We start from the raw sequence: 17,630 nt of genomic DNA, 5'->3' as shown, positions 1-17,630 counted from the left end.
GGCCCGCCGCCCTCGGGAGCGGCGGGGCCCGGACTAGGCGAGGCCGCCGCCGTCCACGACCAGGGCGGTACCGGTGATGTAGCTCGCCGCGTCGGAGGCGAGGAACAGGACCGCGCGGGCGATCTCGTCGGGCCGGCCGGCGCGGCCCATCGGGCGGTCGGCCGCGTCGGCCTCGAACGCCGCCCAGTCCTCGGACAGCTGCCGGGCCTCCTCGCGGAGCATCGGGGTGTCGGTGTCCCCGGGGTTGACCGAGTTGACCCGGATGCCCGCCGCGGCGTGGTCGATCGCCAGAGCGCGGGTCATGTTGACCACCGCGGCCTTGGACGCGCAGTAGGAGATCGCGTTGCCGCCGCCCTTGAGGCCCCAGCCGGAGCCGGTGTTGACGATCGAGCCGCCGTCGGTCATCGCGGGCACGGCGTGCTTGCACATCAGGAACACCGAGCGCACGTTGACCGCCATCACGCGGTCCCATTCGTCCACGGAGGTGCCGATCGCGTCGGCGCGCCGGATGATGCCCGCGTTGTTGAACAGCACGTGCAGCCCGCCGAAGGTCTCCACCGCCGCGGCGACCACGCCCACGCAGTCCGCCTCGGCCGAGACGTCGGCCTTGACCGCCACCGCCCGGCCGCCCTGCGCCGAGATCTCCTCGGCGACGCGGGTCGCGGCCGCGGCGTCGATGTCGGCGATCACCACGTCGGCGCCCTCCGCGCCGAACATCAGCGCGGTGGCGCGGCCGATGCCCGAGCCGCCGCCGGTGACGATGGCGACCTTGCCGTGCAGGGATCCAGTCATCCCGTTCATCCGACGCTCTCCTCACTAGCAGGAACAATTCGATAGGGCACACTCTCGCGGTAGCCCGTGACCACCCGGACATAGCCCCCGAGTCGGGCGTCGGTGGCCGGGTCCCCGGTGTCGGCCAAAAGCGGCCGGCCGCCGAGCGCGGCGAGCTTCTCCCGCGTTGCCAGCACGGTCAGTTCGTGCACCCGGGCCAGGACCCGGGGGCTGATCTGCTGGTTGCCCCGGCCGAGCACGAAGCCCTGGCCGCCGATCACCGACACCACCGCGGCCACCTCGTGCCCGTCCACCAGGTCGAGCAGGGCCCGCTCGCTCACGTCGATCCCGATCGGCACGCCGTCGGCGATCACGTCCACCCCGAGCAGGGTGCCCTCGCTGCCCAGGGCCCGGCCCACCGCGCGCGTGGTGCTGCCGGGGCCCAGGATGTAGCGCACGCCGGGCCGCATCCGGGCGACCACCTCGCGGGCGATGCCCTCGACCGTGGCCGGCGCCGCGGTGGTGGAGCCGGTCTTGCGGCCGGAGAGCCGGACCCGGGCGGTCGGCACGGTGAGTGTGCCGTACAGCCGGGGGCTGACCCGGCCCTCGCGGTAGGCCTGCTCGTCCAGGTCCACCACCTCGGCCTCGGTGGTGTTCCCGGCGAACTCGGCGGCGGCCAGGCCCGCCGCCGCCGGACCGACCGCGAAGCAGCCGGAGTAGACCTTGACCCCGGCCGGGATGCCGAGCACGGGCCCGCCCGGCTCGGCGTCGAGCACGTCCCGGGCGGTGCCGTCGCCGCCCGCGAACAGCAGTACGTCCACCGCCGCGAGCGCGCGGACCGCCGCCCGGGTGTCGCCGGCCGAGGACGGCTCACCCGGGGCAAAGGCGGCGAGTTCGGGCTCGGCGCCGCCCGCCCGCGCGGCCGCCTCCCCCATCGCGCCCGGCACGGTGACCACCGTGGCGTCCGGGCGGGCGGCGAGCAGCGCGCGCACCGCCGCCGCCGCGCGCTCGCCCGCCCGGGCGGTGGCGCCGCGGGCCAGCGCCTCGCGCTGTACCTCGGTGCCGTCGCTGCCCTTGAGCCCGGCCGCGCCGCCGAGGCCGGCGACCGGGTTCACGATCAGGCCGATTCTCACGACAGGTGCTTACGGACGTACGCCCGCCAGGTCGGCGCCCACTGCTCCGGGTCGTCCAGGCACGTCGGGTCGATCTTGTGCACGGTCTGGTTGTAGGGCGCGCCCTTGACGAACTCCGGGTCGGTACGCGCCTCCTCGGCGACGTGCGCGAGGATCGCGGCGTACTCGTCCAGGTCCTCCTTGGAATACGACTCGGTGGGCTCCAGGGTGAACGGCTCGGGCACCAGGTACGGGTGGTGGCTGGTCCAGTAGTGCACGCCGAAGTCGGCCGCGCGCACCCCGATGTCCTCCGAGTGCACGCCGGTCTCCTCGTAGAGCTCCTCCCACGAGTAGCGCACCTGCTCCAGCCGGCGCCTGCCCCACGGCGCGGAGGCGCCGCGGATCTGCAGGATCTTGTGCTGGAGGTAGTTGTTGTTCAGCACCGCCGTCTCGGCGACCTGCCGCAGACCCTCGGCGCCCAGCGCCATGATCCACGCGTAGGCGCGCACCACGTTCTGGGTGACCCCCAGGTAGGGCCGGACCTTGCCGATCGACTGCGGCCGGTCGGCGTCGAGGAAGTAGCGCTCGCCGTCGAACTCGACGGTGGGGCCGGGCAGGAACGGCACCAGCTTCTCCGCCACACCGCTGGCGCCGGCGGCCGGGCCGCCGCACATGTGCGGGGTGGAGAAGGTCTTGTGCAGGTTGAAGTGGCACAGGTCGAACCCGGCCTCGGCGGCCCGGGTGATGCCCAGGATGCCGTTCGCGTTGGCCTGGTCGTAGCAGGCCAACCCGCCCACGCCGTGCACGAGTTCGACGAACTCGGCGATCCGCGGGTTGTAGATCCCGGTGTCCTCCGGGTTGGTGATCATCAGCGCTGCGGTGCGCGGACCGACCGCCGCACGCAGTGCCTCGATGTCCGGGTGGCCGTCGGCGTCCGGCATCAGGGTGATCACCTCGTACCCGGCGAGCTTGGCGCAGGCCGCGTTCGAGGGGTGCGAGAACATCGTGGTGATCACCTGGTCGCGCTGCTCGCCCTCGCCCCGGGAGGCGTGGTAGGCGCGGATCATCGCGATGTTGGTGTAGATGGCCGCCGAGCCGGAGTTGGGCTGGAGGCTGACCCGGTGCAGCCCGGAGATCTCCGCGAGCATGCGCTCCATGCGCCAGTAGATCTCCAGCACGCCCTGCACGCTGTCCTCGGGCTGGGCCGGGTGCAGTTCGGCGATCCGGGTGTCGCTGACGAAGCGGTCGTTGACCTTGGGGCTGTACTTCATCGTGCAGGTGCCCTGGCCGACGGCGATGTTGACATCGACGCCCAGCGTCTCCTGGGACAGCCGTACGTAGTGGCGCAGCACGTGCAGCTGGGACATCTCCGGCAGCGCGGGCGGTGCCTGGCGGCGCACCGCGGCCGGCAGCTCGACGGCGGGCACGCCCGCCTCGGGCACCCCGATGCCGCGCCGGCCGGGGCTGGACAGCTCGAAGATGATCGGCTCGTCCCAGCGCGCCTGGTGGAACCGGCGCAGCGGCGGCTTGGCCTCGATCGGCAACTTCGCGAAGGATTCTCCGACGGCACCCATCAGCCCTGCACCTCTCGTACCGCTCGCACCAGCGTGTCGATGTCGTCCTTGGAGTGCCGCTCGGTCACGCAGACCAGCAGCGTGCCGGCGTCCAGCCGCACACCGGCGAAGATGTCGTGCGCGCGCAGCGCGGTGAGCAGCGCGTCGGCGTCGGCCACCTCGACGGCGAACTCGCGGAAGTGCACACCCTCGGGGTGCAGCACCCGCACGCCGGGTACGGCGCCGAGTTCGTCCATCGCGTAGCGGGTCCGGGCCAGGACCGTCTCGCCCAGCTCGCGCATGCCCTCCGGGCCCATCAGGGCCAGGTAGACGCCGGCGGTGATGCCCCACAGGGAGGCGGCGGTGCCGACCCATTCCTTGCCCTCCTCGCGCAGCGCGAAGGAGGTGCGGTCGTAGAAGACGTCGCCGAAGCCGTATTCGCCGGGCACCGCGGTGGGCGCGATGCCGAACAGACGGGAGGGGAACTCGGCGACCAGGCGCGGTTCGTCCCGGGTGGCGATGTAGCCGGCGTGGCCGCCGCCGTAGCTCTGGTGCATGCCGAGCGACTGGATGTCGCCGCAGACGATGTCCGCGCCGAGCGTGGCGGGCGGGGCGAGTACGCCGAGCGCGATCGGGTCGGCGCTCACCACGAGCAACGCGCCCTGGGCGTGCGCGAGTTCGGCGATCTCGGCCATCCGGGTCTCGACCACGCCGTACGCGTTGGGGTATTCCAGGTAGACCGCGGCGACGGTGTCGTCGACGGTGAACGCCGCGGCCTCGCCGGTCTCGGTGACCGGGATCATGGCGATCTCGATGTCGGGCGCGAGGAAGTCGTGCAGCTTGCTCAGCTTGTCCGCGCCGATCGCGGCGGTGACCAGGACGGTGGAGCGGCCGGTGTAGCGGGCGGCCATCCGCAGTGCGGTGCCGGACGCCTGGAAGCCGTCGTAGGTGGGGACGTTGACGACGTCCATTTCCAGGAGTTCGGCCATCATGCTGACGTACTCGAAGATCGCCTGGAAGCGGCCGTGGTCCTCGTACGGCTCGCCCGCGTAGGCGGTGAGGAATTCGCCGCGCGTGTTGACCTCGTCGCACACGGCGGGCACGTGGTGCGGGTAGCAGCCGCCGCCCAGGAAGCTCAGCGCCTCGGTGGTGTCGGTGTTGCGTTCCAGCAATGCGCCCATGTGCCGGACCAGTTCGTGTTCCGACGTGATCGGCGCGGGCAGGTCGAGCGGGCGGTTCAGGCGCAGCGCGGCGGGGATGTCGGCGTAGAAGTCCTCGACGGACTCGACCCCGATGGCGGCCAGCATCTCGGCCCGTACGGCCGGCTCGGCATTGGGTATATAGGGGTGGGTCACTTCTCTCCCTCGTGAGCGGTGCGCAGCACCACGGCGTCCCTGGGTCCGATCTCGATCGAGCCGTGCAGGTCGCGCCCGGTCAGCAGGTCCGTGCCGGGGGCGCGCAGGGTCAGTGCCGCGGTGGTCGTGCCGTGGTTGAGCAGGAACAGGTAGTCGGCGTCGGGGCCGGTACGCAGCCCGGCCTCGACGCCGGGGGGCAGGTCGGCGACCGGGCGTACGCCGGCGCGGGTCAGCGCGTCGGTGAGTACGGGGGTGACGTCCTCCAGGGCGCAGCCGACGTAGGTGGCGCGGCCCAGGCGGGTGATCGCGGGTTGTCCGGCGAGGTCGCCGTCGGCGTATTCGGCGATGCCGGCGGCGCCTTCGGTACGGATCCATTCGGCCCAGCGGGTCGCGGTGCCCGTGGTGCCGTCGGCGTATCGCACGCTCTGCTCGACTCCGTCGGCCAGCGGCCAGAACTCGTCGACGCTCAGTCCGAGCAGCTCACGCAGCGGGCCGGGGGCGCCGCCGGGGTGGATCCGGTCGGCCGCGTCGACCACGCCGCTGAACGAGCCGACGACCAGTTCGCCGGGGTAGGCGCTCAGGTTGGCCGCGCTCTCCTCGGTGCACAGGTACAGGTTGGGCGCGATCACCAGGCGGTAGTCGGACAGGTCGCGATCGGGCGGGGTCAGGTCGACGGTGATGCCGAGTGCGTGCAGCGGTTCGTACCAGGTGCGCATCAGCCGCAGCAGGGCGAGCCGCTTGGTGGGCATCGACTCGGGGGCCTCCAGGCCCCACCACGAGTCCCAGTCCAGGACCAGCGCGACGTCGGCGCGGCCGTGGGTGCCGGCGATCTCGGCGAGCTTGCCCAGATCGCCGCCCAGGCGCAGCGTGTCCTGCCATCCTCGGGTTTGGACACCGCCGTGCGGCAGGAGTGCGGAGTGGAACTTCTCGGGGCCGTAGTGGGCCTGGCGCCATTGGAAGAACATCACGCCGTCGGCGCCGTGGGCGAGCGCCTGGAGGCTGTCCAGGCGCATCTTGCCGGGCGGCTTGGGCACGTTGACCTCGCGCCAGCTCACCGCGCTCGGCGCCTGTTCGAGCAGCAGCCACGGGCGGCGCTTGAGCGAGCGCATCAGGTCGTAGCTGAGCGCGATGCCGGTGTGCGAGGTCGGGTCGGCGGGGTCGGGGTAGGCGTCGTCGCTGACGAAGTCCTCGGCGGCGGCCCACTTCCAGTAGTCCAGGCCGTGCAGGATGCTCATGAAGTTGGTGGTCACCGGGATGTCGGGGGTGACCTCGCGCAGTACGACCTTCTCCGCCTCGAAGCACTCCAGGAGCGCGTCGGAGCAGAACCGCCGCCAGTCGAGCACCTGGGCCGGGTTGATCGGTCCCGGTGCCACGCGCGGCGGGTTGATCTGGCCGAAGTCGGTGTAGTGCTGACCCCAGCACGAGGTGCCCCACGCGGCGTTGAGGCCGTCGATGTCGGCGTAGCGGTCGGTCAGCCAGCGGCGGAAGTGCCGGGCCGACTCGTCGCAGAAGCACTCCAGCGTGTGGTCCGCGTACTCGTTGCCGATGTGCCACATCGCCAGCGCGGGGTGGTTCCCGTAACGCTCCGCCATCGCCCGGGCAAGCCGGACGGTGGCGGCGCGGAAGATCGGCGAGCTGGGACAGTAGCCCTGTCGCGAGCCGAATTCGAGCCGGGTGCCGTGTGCGTCGACCGGCATCGTCTCGGGGTGCTCGCGCACCAGCCAGGGCGGCGGGGTCGCGGTCGCGGTGGCCAGGTCGGCGGCGATGCCGTGCTCGTGCAGCAGGTCGAGCACCCGGTCCAACCAGCCGAAGTCGTACTCCCCCGGCCTGGGTTCCAGACGTGACCAGGAGAAGACCGCGACAGTCGCCATGTTCACGCCGGCCTCGACCATCAGCTTGGCGTCCTCGGCCCAGACCTCCTCCGGCCACTGCTCGGGGTTGTAGTCACCTCCGAACAGCAATCCCGGCACTCGCGTCAACCGCACGTTGATCTCCGTTCATGTATTCTGTATTCATAATTCAAGGTGGCTACGGTGTGACATGTCAAGCACCAGATATCGGCGACGATCGACACGAGGAGTAACCGACACATGGGTATCCAGCGGCGACCTCTGCGGGAGCAGATCCGCGAGGAGTTGCTTCTGCGCCTCGACAGGGGCGACTTCGCGGCGGGCAAGGACATCAACGAGGTGGTGCTCGCCGCCGAGTTGGGCGTGAGCCGCACCCCCCTGCGCGAAGCCCTGATCACCCTCGCCGGCGAAGGTGTCCTGGAGAGCAATCAGGGACGCGGCTTCCGGTTCGCGCCGGTCAGCAGCAAGGAGTTCCGCGAGCTGTGCGAGATCGTCGCGGGCCTGGAGTCACTCGCTCTGGAGCTCTCCGACCCCGATGAACTCCGGGAGATGGCACCGGAGTTGCTGCGGCTGGCCCGGGGCTTCCCGGATCCGGTGGCGGAGCAGTCGGAGATCGAGTGGCACGACGACGAGTGGCACGACCTGCTGCTCGGCCGGTGCCCGAACGAGCGGCTGCTCGATCTGGTGACCAGCGTGAAGGCGGGCATGCGCCGCTACACGCACCTGATCGCCGGCGAGGACACCCTCCTGGAGCGCGAGGCCGAGGAGCACTGCCGGATCGCCGAGCACCTGCGCGCCGGCGACGTCCCGGCGGCCACGGCGGCGCTGCGCGACAACTGGATCAGCGGGATGGAGCGCATGACGAGTCGGATCCCGGCGGCTCCGGGGACGGCCTGACCGACCCGGGTCCGACCCGGCGGGCCGCCTGCGGCCCGGTCGGGGCCGGGCTCCCGGGGGCGAGTCCGCGAAGGCCGGCCCCTCTGCACCGACGACGCCCGTCGCCGTCGGTCGCGTCGGCGTGTCCGGATGCGGCGGGAGTGCGCGGGCGTACGACGACGCCCCGGCGACGGCGGGCGTCGTCGGGGCGTACGGCGTGTTCGCAGCTCCCGGCGGATCGGACCCGTGGGCCCGGTCGGGAGATCGAGGTTGCGTGCTACCCCTGGATCACTTCTCCAGGTCGGGGCGCAGCCGCAGAGTCTGCGCCGCGGTCTCGTCCAACGTCTTGTCGTTCATCCCGTACACGACGCCCACGGTGTCCGCGTCGGCCCATACGCAGGTCGGCAGCGCCTTGCCGCCGGACTTGATGGTGGTGCAGCGCAACACGCCGCCCATCGAACCGGCGCCCATCTCGCGCACGGTCCCCAGGTCCGCCGACTTCTCGTCGGCGCCCTCCCGCATGCCGGCGATGATCTGATCCATCGTCGTCATCGGCGACTGGCGCGGCGCCGGGTTCGCCATCACCATGACCACCGCGCTCGGCGAACTCGCGCCCGACGCACCGTACGCGGCGACCTTGGAACCGGGCCTGGCCCCGTCCCGGAGCGACTTCTGCGCCGGATACGTGTCGTCGTCCATCCTGTTCAGCCCACCCGCCCTGTCGGGGGTGTCCACGGTGCGCTTGGGCGCCGAGGTCGTGCTCGGCGGGCGGGTGGTGGGCAGGTCCGGCGGCGCGGGCGCGGGCGAGGTGGGCCGCGTGGTCGGCGGGCCCGAGGTCCGGGACGACGAGGTGGGCTTCGCCACCGGGTCCTTGTCGTCGTCGGACGAGAACGCGCCGGTGGCGCCCAGCACCGCGACGGTACCCACGGCGAGCACGCCCACCACGGCTCCGACGATGATCGCGACCTTGCGCTTGGGCTGCCCGGGCGGCGGCGGGCCGCCGTATCCGGGCCCGTAGCCCCACTGGCCCGGGGGCGGCGGGGCGCCGTAGGGATGGGCGCCGGGCTGCCCGCCCGCGTACGGCGGGCCGGGCGGGCCGTAGGGGCCGCCGTACGGTTGACCGGGAGGCGGCGGTGCCCCGTACGGACCGGGCGGCGGACCATAGGGCCCGCCGGGGGGCTGCTGCGGCTGCTCGCCGCCCGGCGATTGCTGAAACGACACGGATCCACTTCCCCGTTACGACTTACGATGCGACGCCTACGGACGACGCCGGAACCACATCCTCTCCCACCGAGGCGTCGCCGCGACGGTGGGTCCGACGCCGGTCCGACGCCCGACCGACCCGGGCGGTTCCCTCGGTCGGGGCGGGTCCACCCTCGAACCGGCCCGGATTGTCGGCGGCGGGCGGCCGGGATCGGTACGGTAATCGACGCGATGTCGTGTCGGGGACGGATCGGCGCCGGCCGCGGCACGAGGTGAACAGGGAACGGGACACGGGGGGCACGATCGTCATGACGCAGTCATCGCCACCGCGGCGACAGGCCGCCGGACCGACGCCGACGCCGTGGGGCGCGCCGCCGGAACCCGCTCCGGCTCGCGGGCCGGCCGCGCCGCGCAAGGTCCTGGTGATCGTGGTGGGCGTACTCATCACCGCCGCCTCCGCCGCGGTGATCACCTTCCTCGTGTTGTGGCTGCACAACGTCGGCCAGTCGGTCGGACACGTGGACCGCCGCGACCTCAAGGACCTGCCGGGACCGCACGAGGTCGGCCTCGGCGCCCCGGTGATACCCGGCACTTCGGGAGCCGCCGCGTGAGCACCCCGCAGAACCCGAACGATCCGCAGGACCCGTGGGACGAGCACCGCCGTGCCCGAGCGGCCTCGTCCGAACAACCGCCGTTCGCCCCGCCGCAGCCGACCCCGGCCGAACAGCCGCCGTTCGCGCCCCCGCAGCCGACACCATCCGACCCACCGCCGTTCGGGCCGCCCGGATCGCACACGTCGGGCCGCCCCGGCTTCGCGCCGCCCCCGGCCCAGGGCCCGCCGCAGCCGCACGTCCCACACCAGGGACAGGCGCAGCCGTACACCCCCGCCCAGGGACACGCGCAACCGCACGCCCCGGCCCAGGGGCAACCGCAGCCGCACGTCCCGCACCAGGCGCAGCCGCAACCGCACGCCCGCCCGGCGCCGTATCCCCATTCCTCCGGCGGCGGCGGCTTCGTCGCGAACCCCAACCTGCCGCTGTACGACACGCATCCCCCGGCCGGCCCGCACACCTACCCGCCGCCGCACGGCGGTCCCGGCGGCCCGGTCGGCCCGGGTGCACTGCCGCCCTACGGCCCCGGCGGCTCGACACCGACACCCCCGTCCTCCCCGATGCCGCTGCAACCGGCGCCCTCGGACCACCACTTCGTCTTCGGCCCGCCGCTCGACCCCAACCGGGTCCGGGCGCGGCGTGATCGCCCGGTCCTGCTCCGCAGCGCGCTCCTGGCCCTCGCCGTGTTGGCGGTGGCCGGCGTCGGCGCGGTCCGGCAGGCGGTCAAGGACGGCAACGACTACGCCAACTCCGGCGAACACGTCGCGGTCTCCTGGGCGTTGAAGGAGGGCCGGGACGGCCCCAAGCCCCCGACGAGCGCGGCCAAGGACGCCCGTACCCTCGAAGGCACCTGGTTCCAGGGCGACACCGTGGTCCGTTCGGAGCGCGCCCGCGTGGTGGCGTACCGCGTCGACAGCGGGGCCACCGCCTGGGAGAAGCCGCTCCCGGGCGGCGCCTCGATGTGCGCCGCCGGCGCCGACACCGACGGGACGATCGCGGTGATCGTCTACGGCGTCGGCACCGCCTGCGACCGCGTCGCGGGCATCGACGTCACCTCCGGCACCGAGGTCTGGAGCAAACCGCGCACCGCCAAGGACACCCCGGCCCAGGAGCGGGTGGCCGTCTCACACGGCGTGGCGGTCAGCGGCGACACCGCGTTCCGGATCAGGGACGGCGCCCAGCTCTGGACCGCGAACACCGTGGCGGCCGGCTGCCGGGTCACCGGATTCCGCGGCGGCGCGGCCCTGGTCGCCAACGGACAGTGCGCCGGCGCCGACACGGTCTGGGCCCTGGACCCCACGACCGGCAAGCCGGCCTGGACACACACCCTGCCCAAGGGCGGCCCGCCCGGCGCCTCCCCGGTCGTGGCCACCTCGCCGGTGATCGTCAACGAGCCGACCGGCACCGGCGGCGCGATCCGGCCCACGGTGCTGACCGATCGCGGCGAACCGGCGTACCCGATCGAAACCGGCAATCCCCTGGTCGGCGACGCCCGCGGCACCGCCCCGCGCCTGCTCGCCGACGAGCGCACCATCTACGTCCCGGGCAACAACGGCCGGTCCGTGCACGCCTCGTCCTCCCCCGGCGCCAACCAGATCATCGCGATCGACCGGGCGAGCGGCCGGGTGCGCTGGATCTCCGAACTGCCCGCCGCGGTCAAGGTGGTCGGCCTGAGCGTGGACAGCAAGGCCGCCCCGATCGCGGTCGAGCCGGACGGCGCCCTGCGCGTATGGGTCAACGCCCGGGGCAGCAAACCGCCGCGCCTGGTCCGCTTCGACCCGAACGACGGCCACATCACCGTCCTCGACGAATACCCGCTGCGCCTGGGCGTCTCGCTCGCGGAGGCGATGCCCAAGCCCTTCGAGCACGACGGCCGCCTGTTCCTGGTCGACGAAACCACCACCGGCCTGGGCTACCGCCTGATCACCGGCGCCCGCAGGTCGTCCTGAAGCCGCCCGCGGTCGCGCCGGTCGACGGCCGACGCAACCGCGGGGGGCGTGTCTTCAATCTCCCGCCGAGCTCCACGACGCCCGGCACCGCACCTCGCCGCCCCGGAGAAACAGGCGAATAGAAACCACCATGCACCTGCTTCTCCGGCACGCCGATGCACGGCATCCGCCCTTCGGGCTCCTCGCCGCGCTCACGCCGCGGAGCCCGACGGGAGATTGAAGACACGCCCTAGCGGGACGCTCCCTGGGTGAGGCTTCGGGTCTGCGGCGAGCGTGACCCCCACGGGCCGCTGCGCCAGGTGATGCCGTTCCAGCGGCCGAGACGGCGGATCTCCCACACGCTCAGCGCGGTGATGATCAGCGATCCGCCCACGCCCACCGGGAGTTTGATGTTGTCCGGCACGATGTCCGAGCCGGCGAACAGCGGGTTGTCCGTCTTGATCAGCAGGTCGGTCAGGGTGAAGGTCCAGGCCAGCCACATCGCCATCAGCGCGGGCAACATCGGGTGGCCGTCGGCCGCCGAGAACAGGTGCTGGGCCACCTGCCAGATGGCCACCACGGCGAAGCCGAACACCCAGATGCCGACGACCATGGACACCCACGACAGGACCAGCTGCACCATCGTGCCGTCGGTGCGCAGCGTGTTGGTGTTGCTTCCGAGGCCCGCGCCCCTGCGGCAGCCCCAGGCCACCGCGACGCCGATCACCGGGACCACCAGGAACAGCCCGACCGAGCGGACCGGGTGGATCAACTGACGCATGGTCAGCGAACGCAGGTGCGGCCGGGCGAAGAGCACCAGGAGGCAGCCGATCAGCACGATGCCGATCATCCCGTACACCGGCAGCAGGACCATCCGGCGCACCATCGCCGACGCCACCTCGGCCACCACCTGCGCGCCCTGGATCCGGGTCGTGGTGGCCGACTCGCCGGAGCCCTGCTTGCGCTCCTGGTAGAGGCCGCGCAGGAACACCGCCAGCACGATCATCAGCCCGAGCCACGCGCGCACCCGGTTGAGGTTGCCCATCAGCCCGTCGGGCTTGCCGATCCGGTGCGCCGGCCGCAACATCCGGTGCGCGAGCACGCCCGGGACCACCACGGAGGCGATGTTGGCGATCCAGCGCCGCTCGATCTGCGCGGCGGTCTCCACCGGCGCGTGACCGGGCCCAGTCCCGGGTGTGTTCGGGTGTGGACGTATGTCCGGCTGCCGGCCGACATGGGCCATCGCTCGAAACCTCCCCGCAGAACGACCACTGGAGCCGCACCACGGTAGCAACGCCCGCCGGCTGCCGCCGGGGGTCCGGTACGAGCGGGGCCGATCCCCCGATTCAGCGCGTCGCGCCGGCGCCGATCCGGGGTGCGATGCCCGCGAGTTCGGCCAGGCGCCGGGCCGAGTCGGCGCGGCCGGCCCGGTCGTGGCTGCTCGTGGTGACCAGGAACTCGTCCGCGTCGGTGCGGGCGAACAGGGCCGCCAGATCCGCCGCGACGGTCTCCGCCGTACCGGCGATCCGGTCGCGCTGCGCGGCGTCCAGGTGTTCGCGCTCGCGTGCGGTGAGCGTCGCGGCGCGGATCTCCTCGGCCGGGATCAGCGGCGGGAAGGTGCCGCGGGTGCGCGAATAGGCCGCCGCCCACGCCTCGGGCAGCAGCAGATCGTCGGCCGCCTCGGCGCTGTCCGCGACTGCGACCGTGCCGGCGAGCACCACGTAGGGTCGCGCGGACCAGGTGGACGGCCGGAACGTGGTCCGGTAACGGTCGATCGCGCGCAGCATGCGCTCCTCGCCGATCGCCGCGGCCACCACCAGCGGTACGCCCGCCGCTGCCGCGTGATCCGCGCCCGCCCCGGTGGCCAGCACGAACGGCGCCGGACGCAGCCCTTCGGCGGGGCGCGCGTGTACGCCCGGGTGTGCGTCCTGGGTGCCCAGGAAGTAGCCGAGCAGTTCGGCCAGCCGCTCCGGGAAGTCCTCCGCCGCGTCCTTGCCCCGCCCCAGCGCCGCGCGGATCCCGTCGGTGAAGCCCACGGAGCGCCCCAAACCCATGTCGATCCGCCCCGGGTACAGCGCCTCCAGCACCCCGAACTGCTCGGCGACCACGAGCGGTTGGTGGTTGGGCAACATCACCCCACCGGTGCCGACCCGGATCCGCTCGGTCGCCGCCGCCACTGCGGCGGCCAGCACGGTCGGCGCCGACCCGGCGACCCCCGGCACGCTGTGATGCTCCGCGACCCAGAAGCGGTGATACCCCAACCGCTCCACCTCCCGAGCGAACGCCACCGCGTGCCGCAGCGCCGAGGCGGGGTGCTCGCCGCGGAGCGTCAACGATCGATCGAGGACGGAGAACCGGACCTGCGGCGAAAACACGTTCACACGAGTGGCAACACATGGACACCCGAGGAATTCCCGACCGGCGGGCGGACATGCCCGATCAGCGATTCGGCGTGCGAATCCTCGTCGTTCCAGCCGGAACCCGGAAGCCGGGGGCTCCCGGCCCCTGGGACATCCCCGGGCCCCGGGGGGACGTGCGTCGGCGGACGCGATTCGCCCGGGGATGTCCCCTTCCACCCGGCGCGGGGGCGGCACGCCGCCGGGTGCCGGGACCGATGGCCTCTCCGGTCCCGGAGTCGATGTCGCGGCACGCTCCCGCAGGTGTGGGAGCCGCGCCCCGACCGCGCCCTCAGCGCTCCCGTAGGTACGCCCCCGCCACCGCGCGCAGGTGGTCGTGCCGCCCCTCGTAGGCGCGCTGCCGGCCCAGCGTCGCCTTCGGGAGCTTGGCCACCATCGTGTAGTTCGTGTCGCACACGTTGGCGGCCGGGGCCAGGCCGGCCTGGCTGACCAGCTGGTAGGCGTCGAGCAGGTCCAGGTCCAGCAGGGCGGCCGTCCAATCGACCAGGTCACGCTGGCTGATCCGGTAGGCGTCCTCCAGCGGGCGGGCCGAGCCCGTGGTCATCAGGTAGTGGTCGTTCTCCAGGCGCGGCGACACGGGTGCGCCGCCCTTGATCAGGTCGACCACGATCACCGTGCGCATCGCGGCCTCCACCGCCGTACCGCACACCTCCCCCTCGCCCTGCCGGGCGTGGCCGTCGCCGATCGAGAGCATGCCGCCCGCGACGTTGACGCCGAAGTACGCGGTGGTGCCGGCGCGCATCTCGGGGGTGTCCATGTTGCCGCCGTGCGCCCCCGGGGTGATCGACATCAGCGTCTCGCCGCCGGCCGGCGCCACCCCGACGGTGCCGTGCATCGGGTCCAGGGGCAGCTCGACCGAGAAGTCGCTCTTGCGGGCCCGGAAGCGGCAGACGCCCGCCTCGACGTCCAGGTCGTAGACCCAGACCCGTTCCTCCAGCGGCGCGTGCAGCATCGCGGTGGTCGGCGTCGCGGTCAGCGCGCCGAAGTGCGGGAAGGTGCTGGAGATGCCCCAGTCCCGGGCGGGCGAGATGTCCACGAAGTGCACCGCGAGGGTGTCCCCGACCTCCGCGCCCTCGACCGCGATCGGGCCGGTGACGGGATTGAGGTAGGGGAACTCGCAGACCGCGCTGGGCAGATCGTCGAAGCCCTTGACGTTGCCGCCGAAGCAGTCCTCGGTGGACAACTCGACGATGGTGCCGGGGCGCACCGTCACCAGCGGTCGGCGACCGCCGAAGGTGTACGCGTACTGGTGGTAGGTCGGCCGTAGCGAGACGACTTCGAGCAGGGTCATACGGGTTCCTCGAGCGGATCGATGGCGGAGATCTTGGGCCGGCGGCCCGCCAGGACCAGACCGGAGAGCAGGGCGAGGCCGATCGCGAACCAGATCGTGCCCAGGCGCTGCGCGTCGTCGTCGGCCTTGTAGACGACGTACGCCAGAATCGCGAAGCCGATCGAGGGCGCGATCAGGTGTCGCCAGTAGTCGCGGCTCTTGTGCCGGACGAGGTAGTGCACAACCACCGAGACGTGCAGGACGAGGAAGGTGGTCAGCGCGCCGATGTTGACCAGGCTGCTCAGCTTGGTGATGCCGTCGTCGCGGGTGCTGGTGTACAGCCCGAGTGCGAGCGAGACGGCGGCGGTGAGCAGCGTGGCGTTGACCGGCACCCGGTGCTTGGGGTGCACCTTGGCCAGGATGGACGGCAGTTGCCGGTCGCGGGCCATCGCGTAGAGCAGGCGTGAGGTGGCCGCTTGGGCGACCAGCGAGTTGGCGAAGCCCCAGGCGACGGCGGTGGCCACGGCGGTGAGCTTGGCCAGCCAGCCGCCGGCCGCGACCCGGGCCGCGTCGTAGAACGCGGTGCCGTCCGGGTCGCCGTTGGCGATCAGCGCCTTGGGGTCCTCCACGAGGAGCGAGGCCACCCAGGTCTGCACGATGAACAGGGTGCCGGCGAGCAGCAGCGCGGCAACCATCGAGCGGCCGATGGCCTTGGCCGAGTCCTTGTTCTCCTCGGACAGCATGGAGATGCCGTCGAAGCCGAGGAAGCTCAGCGCCGCGATCGAGACGGCGCCGAAGGCCAGGCTCCAGGAGAAGGTGTCGCCGTTGTACAGCGGGGTGAAGTCGAAGCCCCGGCCCTTGCCGTCCATCAGCGCGACCACGCCGACGACCACGAACAGCAGCAGGACGATCAGCTCGCCGATCAGCATGATCTTGTTGACCTTGGCGGTCATCTCCACGCCCAGGTAGTTCACCGCCGTGTTCAGCAGTACGAAGCCGACCACCCACATCCACACCGGGATCGAGCCGACCAGCGAGTTCATCGCCACGGCGGCGATCAGGTAGAGCAGGCCGGGGACGAGGATGTAGTCGAGCAGGATCATCCAGCCGGCCAGGAAGCCCACGGGGGCGGCGATGCCGCGACCGGCGTAGGAGTACACGGATCCGGCCATCGGGAAGGCCTGGGACATCTGCGCGTAGGACAGCGCGGTGAACATCATCGCGACCATGCCGATGATGTACGTGAGCGCGACCATGCCGCCGGAGCCCTGGAACACGCCGCCGAAGATGCCGAACGGCGCGATCGGGACCATGAAGACCAGGCCGTAGACGAGCAGGTCGCGAAAACTCAGCGAGCGGCGGAGCTCTTGCTTGTAGCCGTACTTCTCGATCGACTCGGGTCCACCGGTCGGGTCGGGTCTGCCGGTGGACCCGGGTCTCGCGGCGGATTCGGGCGCGGGGACTTCGCTCATGGTGATCTCTCCTCGGGACGACCCCGAGGGGTCTCGGAGAGACCCTAGATCCAGTTATTTCCAAATGGAAGTACTTTCGCGGCGCGGAAGCACGGCGAAATCCAGCCCCTCCGCCCGCGCGAGGAACACCTGCCGGCGCGGCGGGCCCAGCGGCGACCGCGCCCAGGCCGCCCGGGTGCCCTCCGGGTCCCCGTCGAGCAGGCGATGCACCGCCGCCGCCAACCCGTTGGGGCCCAGCGCGTTCCACGACGCGAGCGCCGCGACCAGGTGCAGCCCGTCGTACAGCCCCTCTGCGTAGGCGTCCAGAACCGGTGCGTCCGGCCCGAACAGCGCCCGGTGCCGCTCGGCCAGCCCCAGCCGGCGATCGTCGGTCTGCGACGCGAACGACTGCATCACCGCGTACATCCCGCCGGTGTCGTCGCCGCCGTAGGCCAGCAGGCCGTTCTCCTCCAGGGATCCGGAAAGCCGCACCAGGATCCGGTCCAGACCGGCGTGCCGCAGCGCCCGATTGAAGTCGACCAGGTCCCGCCCGATCAGGCTGAGCAGCAGCGCATCGGCCCCGGTCGTGCGCAGCCCCTGGAACAATTCGTCCAGCCCCTCGCGCACCGCGCCGAAGGCGACCCGCCGCTCGTACACCACACTGCTGCGCGCCTCGGCGATCAGCCGGGCCGCCGCACGGTGCGTGGCCTGCGGCCAGATGTAGTCGTTGCCGATCAACGCCCAGCGGCGCAGCCGATGTTGCCGGGTCAACCAGCCGATCGACTCGCGCAGCTGCCGCATCGGGTCGACTCCGGTGCACACCACGCCGGGCAGCCGGCGACCGCCCTCGTGCGGCGGGGTGAAGATGTACGGCACACGTCCCGTCACCACCGCCTCGATCGCGCGGTGCACGTCGCTGGTGTGGAAGCCGACCAGCACCTCCACCGCTCCGGCGTCGGCGAGTTGTCGCACCTGTGCGGCGACCTCGGCGGGTGGGACACCGGCGTCCACCAGCACCAGTTCGAGCCGGCGGTCGCGCACCCCGCAGGCGGAGTTGATCTCGTGCGCCGCGAGCAGCGCGGCATCCACGGCGGAGGGGCCGATGATGCCGAGCGCACCGGACTGGGGCACCACGAGGCCCACTCGAAGCACCTGGGGATTCCGGTCGGAATACAGCGCGTCGAGCGGCTCGATCAGGACTGTCTCGACGCTCATCAGGCGAGTAAGTATGCT

Annotated in this window: 14 protein-coding genes; 3 read left to right on the top strand and 11 right to left on the bottom strand. The window is 72.3% G+C overall.

The features are described 5' to 3' along the window. Positions 1 to 33: 33 nt before the first annotated feature. Genes ACFXKZ_RS18830 through ACFXKZ_RS18810 form a run of 5 tightly spaced genes read right to left on the bottom strand, consistent with a single transcriptional unit; the run spans position 34 to position 6,776 of the window. On the bottom strand, positions 34 to 801 hold the full coding sequence (locus tag ACFXKZ_RS18830; protein ID WP_380001770.1) for an SDR family NAD(P)-dependent oxidoreductase: 768 nt from the start codon (positions 799 to 801) through the stop codon (positions 34 to 36). Then, on the bottom strand, positions 798 to 1,904 hold the full coding sequence (locus ACFXKZ_RS18825) for an ATP-NAD kinase family protein (protein ID WP_380001768.1): 1,107 nt from the start codon (positions 1,902 to 1,904) through the stop codon (positions 798 to 800). The genes ACFXKZ_RS18830 and ACFXKZ_RS18825 overlap by 4 nt, the downstream gene beginning before the upstream one ends. Further along, complete coding sequence (gene gcvPB / locus ACFXKZ_RS18820) at positions 1,901 to 3,457, bottom strand: aminomethyl-transferring glycine dehydrogenase subunit GcvPB (RefSeq protein ID WP_078974001.1); 1,557 nt, start codon at positions 3,455 to 3,457, stop codon at positions 1,901 to 1,903. Before gcvPB ends, ACFXKZ_RS18825 begins: the two co-directional genes overlap by 4 nt. Continuing rightward, positions 3,457 to 4,791, bottom strand: a complete 1,335-nt coding sequence (gene gcvPA, locus ACFXKZ_RS18815; RefSeq protein ID WP_380001766.1) for an aminomethyl-transferring glycine dehydrogenase subunit GcvPA — start codon at positions 4,789 to 4,791, stop codon at positions 3,457 to 3,459. The genes gcvPB and gcvPA overlap by 1 nt, the downstream gene beginning before the upstream one ends. Next, a complete protein-coding gene (locus tag ACFXKZ_RS18810) occupies positions 4,788 to 6,776 on the bottom strand; it encodes a beta-galactosidase (RefSeq protein ID WP_380001764.1) in 1,989 nt (662 codons plus the stop codon). Before ACFXKZ_RS18810 ends, gcvPA begins: the two co-directional genes overlap by 4 nt. A 105-nt stretch (positions 6,777 to 6,881) precedes the next feature. On the opposite strand from ACFXKZ_RS18810, the gene ACFXKZ_RS18805 reads away from it, so the two are divergent. Next, complete coding sequence (locus ACFXKZ_RS18805; protein ID WP_126639895.1) at positions 6,882 to 7,538, top strand: GntR family transcriptional regulator; 657 nt, start codon at positions 6,882 to 6,884, stop codon at positions 7,536 to 7,538. Between the two features lie 267 nt (positions 7,539 to 7,805). Here ACFXKZ_RS18805 and ACFXKZ_RS18800 read toward each other — a convergent pair whose 3' ends face one another. Further along, positions 7,806 to 8,738, bottom strand: coding sequence for a hypothetical protein (locus tag ACFXKZ_RS18800; protein WP_380001762.1), 933 nt, complete (start codon positions 8,736 to 8,738; stop codon positions 7,806 to 7,808). A 290-nt stretch (positions 8,739 to 9,028) separates the two neighbouring features. Between ACFXKZ_RS18800 and ACFXKZ_RS18795 the strand changes: the two genes are divergently transcribed. Both ACFXKZ_RS18795 and ACFXKZ_RS18790 read left to right on the top strand, forming a co-directional pair. Beyond that, positions 9,029 to 9,331 carry a hypothetical protein gene (locus ACFXKZ_RS18795; RefSeq protein WP_380001760.1) on the top strand — a complete coding sequence of 101 codons (303 nt, stop codon included), beginning with the start codon at positions 9,029 to 9,031 and terminating at the stop codon, positions 9,329 to 9,331. Next, entirely contained in the window at positions 9,328 to 11,280 is a 1,953-nt protein-coding gene (locus ACFXKZ_RS18790; protein WP_380001758.1) for a PQQ-binding-like beta-propeller repeat protein, read from the top strand. The genes ACFXKZ_RS18795 and ACFXKZ_RS18790 overlap by 4 nt, the downstream gene beginning before the upstream one ends. A 229-nt stretch (positions 11,281 to 11,509) precedes the next feature. On the opposite strand, the gene ACFXKZ_RS18785 is transcribed toward ACFXKZ_RS18790, so the two are convergent. The 5 genes from ACFXKZ_RS18785 to ACFXKZ_RS18765 form a co-directional block, all read right to left on the bottom strand. Beyond that, positions 11,510 to 12,427 carry a hypothetical protein gene (locus ACFXKZ_RS18785; RefSeq protein WP_380001756.1) on the bottom strand — a complete coding sequence of 306 codons (918 nt, stop codon included), beginning with the start codon at positions 12,425 to 12,427 and terminating at the stop codon, positions 11,510 to 11,512. A 178-nt stretch (positions 12,428 to 12,605) separates the two neighbouring features. Continuing rightward, positions 12,606 to 13,640, bottom strand: coding sequence for an MsnO8 family LLM class oxidoreductase (locus tag ACFXKZ_RS18780; RefSeq protein ID WP_380001754.1), 1,035 nt, complete (start codon positions 13,638 to 13,640; stop codon positions 12,606 to 12,608). A 307-nt stretch (positions 13,641 to 13,947) separates the two neighbouring features. Beyond that, positions 13,948 to 14,967, bottom strand: coding sequence for an acetamidase/formamidase family protein (locus ACFXKZ_RS18775; RefSeq protein WP_380001752.1), 1,020 nt, complete (start codon positions 14,965 to 14,967; stop codon positions 13,948 to 13,950). After that, complete coding sequence (locus tag ACFXKZ_RS18770; RefSeq protein WP_380001750.1) at positions 14,964 to 16,418, bottom strand: APC family permease; 1,455 nt, start codon at positions 16,416 to 16,418, stop codon at positions 14,964 to 14,966. The genes ACFXKZ_RS18775 and ACFXKZ_RS18770 overlap by 4 nt, the downstream gene beginning before the upstream one ends. A 54-nt stretch (positions 16,419 to 16,472) precedes the next feature. Further along, a complete protein-coding gene (locus tag ACFXKZ_RS18765; protein WP_380001748.1) occupies positions 16,473 to 17,612 on the bottom strand; it encodes a substrate-binding domain-containing protein in 1,140 nt (379 codons plus the stop codon). Positions 17,613 to 17,630: the final 18 nt, after the last annotated feature.

It is taken from the genome of Embleya sp. NPDC059237 (assembly GCF_042754105.1).
Lineage (GTDB): Bacteria > Actinomycetota > Actinomycetes > Streptomycetales > Streptomycetaceae > Embleya.
This window is presented reverse-complemented; position numbering and strand designations above follow the sequence as displayed.

What these genes read in the sequence shown, in the direction of transcription:
- ACFXKZ_RS18830 (WP_380001770.1), bottom strand. Translation starts at nt 801, where the DNA reads ATGAACGGGATGACTGGATCCCTGCACGGCAAGGTCGCCATCGTCACC.
- gcvPB (WP_078974001.1), bottom strand. Translation starts at nt 3,457, where the DNA reads ATGGGTGCCGTCGGAGAATCCTTCGCGAAGTTGCCGATCGAGGCCAAG.
- ACFXKZ_RS18805 (WP_126639895.1), top strand. Translation starts at nt 6,882, where the DNA reads ATGGGTATCCAGCGGCGACCTCTGCGGGAGCAGATCCGCGAGGAGTTG.
- ACFXKZ_RS18795 (WP_380001760.1), top strand. Translation starts at nt 9,029, where the DNA reads ATGACGCAGTCATCGCCACCGCGGCGACAGGCCGCCGGACCGACGCCG.
- ACFXKZ_RS18775 (WP_380001752.1), bottom strand. Translation starts at nt 14,967, where the DNA reads ATGACCCTGCTCGAAGTCGTCTCGCTACGGCCGACCTACCACCAGTAC.
- ACFXKZ_RS18770 (WP_380001750.1), bottom strand. Translation starts at nt 16,418, where the DNA reads ATGAGCGAAGTCCCCGCGCCCGAATCCGCCGCGAGACCCGGGTCCACC.
- ACFXKZ_RS18765 (WP_380001748.1), bottom strand. Translation starts at nt 17,612, where the DNA reads ATGAGCGTCGAGACAGTCCTGATCGAGCCGCTCGACGCGCTGTATTCC.